Source organism: Synechococcus sp. Cruz CV12-2-Slac-r (assembly GCF_024346075.1).
In the GTDB taxonomy this organism is placed as follows: domain Bacteria; phylum Cyanobacteriota; class Cyanobacteriia; order PCC-6307; family Cyanobiaceae; genus Synechococcus_D.
This window is the reverse complement of record NZ_JAGQEK010000102.1, coordinates 1-6274: the sequence shown is the minus strand read 5'-3', so window position 1 is coordinate 6274 and position 6274 is coordinate 1. Positions and strand designations below refer to the sequence as shown.

Here is a 6274-nt window from a genome sequence, read left to right as displayed (position 1 = left end):
GGCCACCAAGTAGCGCCGTCAAAACTTACTACTACTGCTGTTGAGCCCCCGGCAGATGTAGGCCTTGAACTCATAGATCCCGCCACTATCAAGCAGATCCTTTCCACCGTGCGTGGATTGCCCCGCCCTGCTCTTGAGGGTTTCACCAAGGCGTTCCGCAAGCATTTTCAAGTGCCGGCCGATGCCACATCGATCGCTGATTTGATCTGCCAGCGACAGCACCATGATTGGATCAAGACGTTTATGGCGCAGCACCAACAGCTGGCAGCTTGAACCGTAACCAAACAAAGCAACTAGCTCTTTTGGATAAAAAAGGTATAGATTTTGTATTCTATGGACTTTGAATTCGATCCGATCAAGAGCAAGTCCAACCAGGAGAAGCACGGCATCAACTTTGTTGATGCCCAAGCTCTATGGAGCGATCCCGATCTGCTGGAGATTCCAGCTCGAACAACGGATGAGCCTCGATTTCTTGTTATTGCTCAGATCCATGGCAAGCACTGGTCAGCTGTGATCACCCACCGCAGCCAGGCTATTCGTCTCATTTCTGTCCGTCGCTCACGTCTAGAAGAGGTACAGCTTTATGAACAGTTCTGAATTCGATCGTCGCTTTGATGCTGGGGATGCCGTGATCGGCGAACTCGATCTCGACTCCGCCACGCGCCCGCGCCTACAGCAAAAGCGCGTAAATGTTGATTTCCCTTTTTGGATGGTGGAGCAACTCGATCGTGAGGCCACCCGCCTTGGCGTAACAAGGCAGTCGATCATCAAGATTTGGCTCGCTGAGCGATTGGAACACAGCACTGCGTCCAGCTGAAATCAATGCACTAACTGAATAATGCATTTACCTCCGTCAGCGCCAGCAAAATTGATGTCTTTTTATTTGAACCCTTTGGGGGCATAACAAAACAATTTAGTAATTGCTTACAGCCTTGCTGTTCATTGAATTACAGCTGATATCCCAATAACAACTGTTATTTCAAGTAAGGAGCATTTGAATTATCTAAGGATATTTATTGATCAAGCCACACCAGAACCCCACAGGGGCGAGGCAACCAGTCTGCAGCCAGGGAGCATCTTCCTTTAAGGCGGGGAGGAATGGCTTAGGGCGATCCTGCTCAAAGGTGTAGCGCTCTAGCAGGATCGATCGTTGCTTCGCCAAGCTGGCATCTGCCGTTAGAAAGCGATTCGATAACCAGTGAAGTGGGCCTGAATCATGAATAAAGCAGAGCGTCTGCGTATCCCCGCTGAAATCGCTACGGCAGCTTTAGTGGCTTACTTACTTGGCTACTGGTTTACGGATCTGTTCCCTGGCTACCTACCCAAAATAGGCGGGCTTTGGTCGGCGATCTCAGCGATCGTGGTAACCCAGGCCACCCGCAAAGAAACAACATCCTCAGCCTCGCTGCGAATTTTGGGTTCAGCCATCGGCGCCGGCACCAGTGCCATCTACCTCACGCTGCTGCCCTTTCACCCTCTGGGCATGGCCGTGGCAATCTTCGCCACCGTTGCGCTTTGCGCAGCGATAAAAATACCTAGTCATGGCCGCTTAGCAGCTATCACCGTGATCGTTGTGATGGTTACCGGCAGCCTGGATCCAAAGCTGAGTCCTGGGCTTAATGCTCTACTGCGCTTGGCTGAATCAGGCATCGGCACCGGCGTTGCGGTGCTCGCGGCGAGAGTTTGGCCAAGCGCAATCAACCAGGCCGGTGGCGATTCTTGAAGCCCACATAACTACTAATCAAGAGCCTTTACATGCCCTGTCAGGCGGCGAGACCAAGAAAAAGAGAAATTCAGTCGCAATTGTCATGACAATGTCTGGCGTGTGGGCTTAAAGTGGAAGGGGTTCTAGGTGCAGTGATGGCGTTATCGACTTTGCGGACTGAGAAACTGGACCTGCGGCTGACATCAGAGGCCAAGCAAACCCTGCAGCGGGCTGCCGCTGCTGCCCAGCGCAGCGTTACCGACTTCGTGCTGGAGAGTGCTCTGGCCAGTGCGGCCGAAACCCTGGTCGACCGTCAAAACTTCCAGCTTGATTCGGAGCGTTGGCAGGCATTTGTCTCGGCCCTTGATGCAGCTCCCCAGGCGCATCCACGTCTGGCGCGGTTGCTGCAGCAGCCCAGCCTGTTAGAAGCGAACGTTGCTGCAGAGCTAAATGCTGGTGGCGCTGGGTGAGCCGGTATCGGATCGAACCACTCCAGGCCAGCCATTCCCTGGAGAGCTTTGATTGTGGCGACGATGCCCTGAACCGCTTCTTAATTCGTTTCGCCCTGGCAAACCAACGGGCCCGAGCCAGCCGCACCTACGTGGTGTTGGCGGCAGATGCGGTTGTGGGCTTCCACACCCTGGTGGTGGGTGAGGTAAATCCGGAGCAGGCACCCGAGCGCATCGGCAAGGGATTGGCGCGCCATCCGATCCCGCTGATGGTGCTGGCCCGGCTGGCCGTAGCGGTGGATCACCAAGCGCAAGGCCTTGGCGCCGCCCTGCTGAAAGATGCCATCGGCCGCACTTTGGCGGCTGCAGAAATTGCCGGTATCCGCGCGCTGGCTGTCCATGCCAAAAACGAACGGGCACGAGGCTTCTACGAACATTTCGGCTTCCGGCCCTCGCCGAGTGATCCGCTGCACCTTTTTGTGTTGCTGAAGGATCTGCAGAGCATGTCCCTTATCTAACCCCAGTGCGAAAAAAAGTAAAATCTTTTTATTTGCACTACTTGTTATTAAAGAGCTAGGGCTCTTTTTTTTGCAGTAGGGCTAGCAAAAGAAGCGCGATACAGTTCTGCTGCTGTCATCGATTGCGGATTTATTACCTCCCCAAAAGGATTAGCAGCAAGTGCGGGGCCTACACCAGGACCAAAAGAACTAATTGCACCGCGTTGTTGAAATAGGAAGCCATAAACCGGATGGATACGCAACTGATCAAGAAAATCATTCACGCTCATTGGCCGGCCATCTTCTCCAAGTAACGGCTGCCCATTGCCATCCAGTGGTTCAAGACTATCTGGGGTATTTATATCTTTACTGGTGCATAGCCTAAAGCTTGCATCTAATTGACCTTTAAAAACATCAAAAAAGGTGCCACGGCTATCACCACCAGTGCGGCCTTCTGCTTCTGAAAAGGCACGTTCAAGCAGGCGTTCCTTACGCAGGGCCAGCACTAAAGCTTGGGCACCATCACGTTCTGTAATAGCAGCGAGCACCTTTTTGGAAGATGCTTCTTCCATTTGACGTTCGCGTAATTCAATTTGCTGTTCTAGCAATTGCTTTTGACGTTCAGCTTCTTGCAGCCTTGAGTATTCCTCTGGATTTATTTCAGAGAAACGATTCAGTTGTTGTTTCAGCCCGCGTAAATCTTTTTCTAGCTGGTTGCTGCGGCGCCGTTCAGACTTAAGCGCTTCTGTAAGGCCATCTTTGCTATGGCTTGCAGGGCCAGCTACCCCAGCAGTGGTGTCACTAGCTTCTGCTCGGGTCATCGCCCCTTGGTTCTGTGAAGCTTGGGTCTTTGAGCTTTGGGTTTGTGACCCCTGGCTGTCTGAGCCTTTGAGGGTGGATTCCTGGTCGTTGCTTAATAGATCAGCAGCATCTTGGCTGTCGCCAATGGCGGAATAAGTCTGGTCATTGTTTGAGAGCTGTGTAGTCATGACCCGTCTCGGCTGCCGGTGGAATAGCAACCCATCACGGTGTTGCTTATTTCCTATTGCCGAGGTATCAATCAACTTTTCAAATATATCTCCACCGTATTGGTGGTCCAAGTTGCAATGCCGGTGCCAAAGAAATCCTGATCCTCCGTCCAGATGGCACACTCCAGTTGCAATGCCAGTGCCAGGGCCTGCCAGTCATTGGGGTCACGGATTCTTGTTAGGGCTTCCTCCCTAGCCGACTCCAGCATTGTGTCTCCCATCTGCTGAACAATTTGCATCAGGCTCAGCAAAGTATCTGTGCATGTAATTACATCAAGCCGCTTCTTTTTTGCTAACTCAGCGATGTAGTGCGCAGCCTCGGTCACATTGGACTCGGCAACGTAAAAGTCCACTTGATCGGCATATGTGGCGATCAAGCACTTCACCCGCAAACCAAGACAACCACGTATCAATATGTTTGCATCAAGTACCAGCCGTTTGCGTTCCACCGTTAGAGCTTCTGCTGGTGTTGTTTTCGCCAAGCCTTGAAATCGGCACTTAACTCATCCTCACTTAGGCCGAGGCGCTCAAGTTCGGCCTGCATCAGGCGGCCCGCTTCTAGCAGCCGTTCGCGATCACTCAGCTCACCCTGCTGGGGCAGAGGTACATAAAGGCCAATGGTGCGACCGTGTCGAGTGACCTCGATCGGTGTAGCCGACTCAAGACGGGAGGCCAGCTGTGCCCTCAGCTCACGAATGCCGACGCGACTAGCCACGGCCCTTGCTCGTTAAAATGTGTACACATCTTAAGGCTTGCTTGCCCTTTTTGCTTCTTAGTGGCTTGGCAGCTCATTACGGCAATGCTTATTTCCTATTGCCGCACGTCAATGTTTGGGGTAAGCGTTCCATAAATCCTCTCACCAATCAAAAGCTGCACTAGAGCACCTATACCGCCATCGTTATAAGGGGCGCCAAATTCCAGTACTGCAAATTTTGTGTATTGCGCGTAGGGATCAACATCAGGATTACCCGCAGGATTAAGTAACGACAGATCACCAAGCCAGATCAAGCCATCACATGGAGCAACAACAGTTGAGATCGCTTGTGCTGTTGGGTAGGCAACAGATCGAGGTGCAGATACAGATGCAACACGACGCCCATTTTGCTGCCAAATTAATTCACTACTAAGCCAAGAAAAACCAGGCGTAGCTGATAATTTTGCTGCTCTTGTTATATAGCCATTATATGTAAAATCACCAGTTTCTACCCCGGTAGTATTTAGTTTTGCTGTAATATATTGCGCCCGCTCTAATAGACATTCAATTACATGAGTAGCAATAACAGGTGTTGTTATATCACCAGGACGAGCATTTTCATTAAGTAAAAGCCTTGCATTAGCAAAGGGCTCAAGCGGACTTGAATCCCAGCCAAGGGTTGCACCAGGGGCTACCCCAATAACCCCTGCGCGGCTGGAGTTGCAGGATCTTGGGCTGATGGGTCTTGGCCCTATGGGTCTTGGCCCTGTGGGTCTTGGCATTTAACCCCTCCGGGCAGTGACGTAGCCCAGAGGGGCACCCCCGATGGATTGACTATTGGTTGCAGTAAAATCAACCCAGCTTTTTAGGCGTGGCAAGAGCAAAAGAAGTTGAGTCGCATAACGGTTGCGTTGTGTGATTAATTGTGTGCTGATCGATGTTGGATTGGCGTAAGTAGTTTCTATTTCTTCTCGTAATAAAGATGTGTCATAAGCGATCACATCTGCTTTTTGTAATGGTGCATCACCTGTTGCTGCAACAGATGTAGCTATTGGCCCTGATGTTGATTTCTTCTGGATTGCCTGCTCCATATCCAAGCTGCCAGATATCAACTGCTGATCAATAAGCGCTACTGCATCTAATAAAGCCCTTGCGCTTACTACACCTGATGGATGCCATTGCTCAAGTTCAGCCATCGAGCGGCTGATTGCATCAAGGCAGGGCACCGTTGCAGGTAGCGCCAAGCACTGGCGGATTGCTTCTTGATCAGACGGCTGCCAGCTAGAAGCGGGCCAATTACTGCTACTGCTCATTTAGTAACTGGTGCCACACCAGCCAGATCCCCCAGCCATTGCCGCAATGCCTGCTCGCTAATAATTCCCTTCTCCTGCAGCTGCAGCATTTCAGCCACCGTTGGTTGTGGTTTTGGAGCTGGTGCCAAAGGACTAATTGCCACGATTAGTGCAGGCCCATCGTTATCAGGCTGTGCTTCTCCTGTAATGGCGCACCAGTGCTGCAGTAATGATGAAAACATCGAGGCTTTCTGAATTGCCTGGCTCTGCAGCAGGGCGTAGGCCTGTGATGCAGCCATTGATATTTCAGTGGCCGTCCGTGGAGCACCCTGGGCGCCAGAAGGGATCAAGGCATCACGGCGCATACCTTGATCAAGCAGCTCCAGCCAGCTGCGATGTTCCGCTAACGAACGCGCTTGGATTTCAACAAATTGAAAGCTGGCACCTTCTGGCAGGTCAATGACGCTGTTGGGTCCCAGCACCACTGGCTCACTGGCGGAGCTGCTGCCCATTGGTCCAGCTACACCTGTGCGTACACCCACTGGTAGGGCCGTGCGATAAAGCAGTTCTTGGTAATCGCTTTGGCAGCGGAAGTGGTTTAAGTATTGA

General features: G+C 51.8%; 11 protein-coding genes and 1 pseudogene. 6 read left to right on the top strand and 6 right to left on the bottom strand.

What is annotated here, in order from left to right; genetic code table 11:
* From KB557_RS08355 to KB557_RS08330, 6 genes and pseudogenes are all read left to right on the top strand, one after another.
* A pseudogene (locus KB557_RS08355) lies at nucleotides 1-273 on the top strand (hypothetical protein); the annotation flags it as partial.
* A 60-nt stretch (nucleotides 274-333) separates the two neighbouring features.
* Nucleotides 334-597 (top strand): BrnT family toxin, encoded by a 264-nt coding sequence (locus KB557_RS08350; protein ID WP_255133179.1) that lies wholly within the window; start codon nucleotides 334-336, stop codon nucleotides 595-597.
* Nucleotides 584-817: a type II toxin-antitoxin system BrnA family antitoxin gene (gene brnA, locus KB557_RS08345; protein ID WP_106500732.1), complete on the top strand. Its 234-nt coding sequence runs from the start codon at nucleotides 584-586 to the stop codon at nucleotides 815-817. The genes KB557_RS08350 and brnA overlap by 14 nt, the downstream gene beginning before the upstream one ends.
* Nucleotides 818-1216: 399 nt before the next feature.
* Complete coding sequence (locus KB557_RS08340) at nucleotides 1217-1723, top strand: aromatic acid exporter family protein (protein WP_255133177.1); 507 nt, start codon at nucleotides 1217-1219, stop codon at nucleotides 1721-1723.
* 137 nt (nucleotides 1724-1860) lie between these two features.
* Complete coding sequence (locus tag KB557_RS08335) at nucleotides 1861-2175, top strand: DUF1778 domain-containing protein (RefSeq protein WP_255133173.1); 315 nt, start codon at nucleotides 1861-1863, stop codon at nucleotides 2173-2175.
* Nucleotides 2172-2672 (top strand): GNAT family N-acetyltransferase, encoded by a 501-nt coding sequence (locus KB557_RS08330; protein WP_255133171.1) that lies wholly within the window; start codon nucleotides 2172-2174, stop codon nucleotides 2670-2672. The genes KB557_RS08335 and KB557_RS08330 overlap by 4 nt, the downstream gene beginning before the upstream one ends.
* 47 nt (nucleotides 2673-2719) lie before the next feature.
* On the opposite strand, the gene KB557_RS08325 is transcribed toward KB557_RS08330, so the two are convergent.
* The 6 genes from KB557_RS08325 to KB557_RS08300 all read right to left on the bottom strand — a co-directional run.
* Nucleotides 2720-3640 carry a hypothetical protein gene (locus tag KB557_RS08325; RefSeq protein WP_255133169.1) on the bottom strand — a complete coding sequence of 307 codons (921 nt, stop codon included), beginning with the start codon at nucleotides 3638-3640 and terminating at the stop codon, nucleotides 2720-2722.
* 71 nt (nucleotides 3641-3711) lie between these two features.
* On the bottom strand, nucleotides 3712-4161 hold the full coding sequence (locus tag KB557_RS08320) for a PIN domain-containing protein (protein WP_255133167.1): 450 nt from the start codon (nucleotides 4159-4161) through the stop codon (nucleotides 3712-3714).
* Entirely contained in the window at nucleotides 4131-4394 is a 264-nt protein-coding gene (locus KB557_RS08315) for a prevent-host-death protein (protein WP_255133165.1), read from the bottom strand. The genes KB557_RS08320 and KB557_RS08315 overlap by 31 nt, the downstream gene beginning before the upstream one ends.
* A 95-nt stretch (nucleotides 4395-4489) precedes the next feature.
* Complete coding sequence (locus tag KB557_RS08310) at nucleotides 4490-5155, bottom strand: hypothetical protein (RefSeq protein WP_255133162.1); 666 nt, start codon at nucleotides 5153-5155, stop codon at nucleotides 4490-4492.
* Nucleotides 5156-5686: a hypothetical protein gene (locus tag KB557_RS08305; protein ID WP_255133160.1), complete on the bottom strand. Its 531-nt coding sequence runs from the start codon at nucleotides 5684-5686 to the stop codon at nucleotides 5156-5158. It abuts the gene before it with no gap.
* Nucleotides 5683-6274, bottom strand: a 592-nt coding sequence (locus KB557_RS08300) for a DUF4055 domain-containing protein (protein WP_255133158.1), incomplete at its 5' end; no start/stop codon positions are given. The genes KB557_RS08305 and KB557_RS08300, both read right to left, overlap by 4 nt.

Coding starts and splice junctions, on each gene's coding strand:
- KB557_RS08335 (WP_255133173.1), top strand. CDS start 1,861: ATGGCGTTATCGACTTTGCGGACTGAGAAACTGGACCTGCGGCTGACA.
- brnA (WP_106500732.1), top strand. CDS start 584: ATGAACAGTTCTGAATTCGATCGTCGCTTTGATGCTGGGGATGCCGTG.
- KB557_RS08350 (WP_255133179.1), top strand. CDS start 334: ATGGACTTTGAATTCGATCCGATCAAGAGCAAGTCCAACCAGGAGAAG.
- KB557_RS08310 (WP_255133162.1), bottom strand. CDS start 5,155: ATGCCAAGACCCACAGGGCCAAGACCCATAGGGCCAAGACCCATCAGC.
- KB557_RS08325 (WP_255133169.1), bottom strand. CDS start 3,640: ATGACTACACAGCTCTCAAACAATGACCAGACTTATTCCGCCATTGGC.
- KB557_RS08340 (WP_255133177.1), top strand. CDS start 1,217: ATGAATAAAGCAGAGCGTCTGCGTATCCCCGCTGAAATCGCTACGGCA.
- KB557_RS08305 (WP_255133160.1), bottom strand. CDS start 5,686: ATGAGCAGTAGCAGTAATTGGCCCGCTTCTAGCTGGCAGCCGTCTGAT.